At 46.0% G+C, this 2,055-nt stretch carries 3 protein-coding genes; all 3 read right to left on the reverse strand.

Annotated elements, in window-relative coordinates:
* The coding region (locus R8N28_RS23805) for a P-II family nitrogen regulator (RefSeq protein ID WP_318183498.1) at nucleotides 1-150 on the reverse strand (150 nt) is incomplete at its 3' end.
* Between the two features lie 189 nt (nucleotides 151-339).
* Nucleotides 340-651: a c-type cytochrome gene (locus tag R8N28_RS23810; protein WP_005488964.1), complete on the reverse strand. Its 312-nt coding sequence runs from the start codon at nucleotides 649-651 to the stop codon at nucleotides 340-342.
* Between the two features lie 56 nt (nucleotides 652-707).
* The gene (tilS, locus tag R8N28_RS23815; RefSeq protein WP_140246316.1) at nucleotides 708-2,024 is read right to left on the reverse strand and encodes a tRNA lysidine(34) synthetase TilS; all 1,317 of its coding nucleotides are present in this window, start codon (nucleotides 2,022-2,024) and stop codon (nucleotides 708-710) included.
* Nucleotides 2,025-2,055: the final 31 nt, after the last annotated feature.

A 2,055-nucleotide genomic window follows, 5' to 3' on the forward strand; every position in this document is an offset into this window, starting at 1 on the left:
TTCCGCACCGCGGTATAGCTCAGTGTGGCCTTTCTGACGACCAAAACCTTTGACTTCAGACACCGTCATACCCGTAATGCCGACTTCCGCCAGCGCTTCACGGACATCATCGAGCTTAAATGGCTTGATAATCGCTTCAATCTTTTTCATGTTCATCCCTTAAGCTTCAATCGTTTGCGCATATTATCGTTTAGCGTCTCATAACATTCAATGTTTGTCTCTGCTTCATCGGCTAAAATCCTGAGCTCAATAAGGTTTATTAACTCGAGATAAAACAAAACCAGAGCAATGCTCTGGTTTTGTAGAAATAAGATAACGACGTGTTAATGCGCTTTTTACTTACTTCAAACTTGAGTAGTAAGCGGCAAGGTTTGCAATATCGTCATCAGAAAGCAGCGACGCCTGAGCCTGCATTACTGCAGCAAGACCACCGCTACGTTCTTTGTTTTTGTAAGCTTTGATTGAGCTCACGATGTACTGCTCGTTTTGCCCTTTCAAATTTGGGTAGCCTGGAATCGTCGCGTTACCGTCTGCGCCATGACATGCCGCACATACTGCAGCTTTAGCTTGTCCCGCAGCGGCATCACCCGCCAGAGCTTGGCCACTCAACATGGTTAGTGCAGCCACTGCACCGATCATTACTCTCTTCATTGCTTCACCTAATCGTTTTTTATTTGAGATAGTTATGGTCGATATTGTGACATGAATTACAAAGGCTTGCGCCAAATGAGTTCACAGTCTTGGCCACTAAATGTTTGATCCACAAACAAGTCTGCGACTGCAACAACTTGGTCTTTGTACATCAAAATCGGGATCTGACGGCGTAACCAGCTTGGCACATTGTATTCTTGGAATAACTTTTTCAGTTTACGACTGCGACTACGTGTTGTGGGGTGTGCCGACAAACCTTCGGGATTGAAAGTAACCCTCAATAACTCAGGGTGCGATGGCAGCGAAATACTTGGCTGATGAGAACCCGAACTAAGCGTTAACGTCCCCAAACTCTCAGGTAAAACCAGTGGCTCATCGATTTGGATATGGCCTTGCCAACTCGTCACATCGGCATGAGGCGTAACCCAGTACAATTTGTTTTGGAAACGTCGGATCTCTCCTTGTTTGAGTTTAAGCTTTGGATTGGCATCTTGTTGTGCCAATGCCACTTCTTGCCAAATCAAGCGCAATTGAGTTTGACTCGGCATATTGGCATTCAATTTACTCAACCACATACGAATCAAACGCGCTTGAGCTAATTCACTATGGATAGCTAACTCATCAATACTTAAGCTCAAATCCGCTTGTAGAGCACGCGCAAACACCGAACCTAGGAGCTCATCCAATAACGATTCTTGCTGAGCACATAAGCTTGCGCTTCGTTGCACGGCTTGATGAATACTCGGCCAACGCTCAGACAACTCAGGGACGATACGATGACGTAAAAAATTTCGATCGTAGCGCGTGTCTTGGTTACTTTCGTCTTCTACCCATTCCAAACCAATGTTCTTCGCCGTCGCTTCTATCTGCTCGCGCTTGATGTTAAGTAGCGGACGAACTAATGTGCCACCAGCAAACGGCATACTTTCTGCCATCGAAGATAAACCCTTAGGTCCACTTCCACGTTTCAACGCGAGTAAAAATGTTTCGACTTGGTCGTCGGCATGCTGACCTGTTAGCAATAAGTCGCCACGATTGATATGACGAGCCAGAGCTTCATAGCGCGCTTCACGTGCCAGCGATTCAATGCTCTCACCACTATTGGTATCTAGGTTCACACGCTCTACCGAGCACGAAATACCTGCTTGTTTCGCCCATACTTGACACTTATCGGCCCAAATGTCCGCATTTTCACTCAAACCATGATGAACATAAACCGCGTGGCAAGAGAGGGAGTTTTCTTCTCGATAACGGCGAAGTAACTCAAGTAACAAGCGCGAGTCCACACCACCACTAAACGCGACAACGACCTTCGTTTGAGGTTGATAATAGGTGTTCAATACATGAGAAAACTGCTGGTAAAGCGATTCCATAAGCGATCCGATAGGTACAAAAAAGGGTTGG

Source organism: Vibrio sp. Vb1554 (genome assembly GCF_033344235.1).

Bases quoted from the DNA above. Each gene is read 5' to 3' on its own strand.
- R8N28_RS23810 (WP_005488964.1), bottom strand. From the start codon at position 651: ATGAAGAGAGTAATGATCGGTGCAGTGGCTGCACTAACCATGTTGAGT.
- tilS (WP_140246316.1), bottom strand. From the start codon at position 2,024: ATGGAATCGCTTTACCAGCAGTTTTCTCATGTATTGAACACCTATTAT.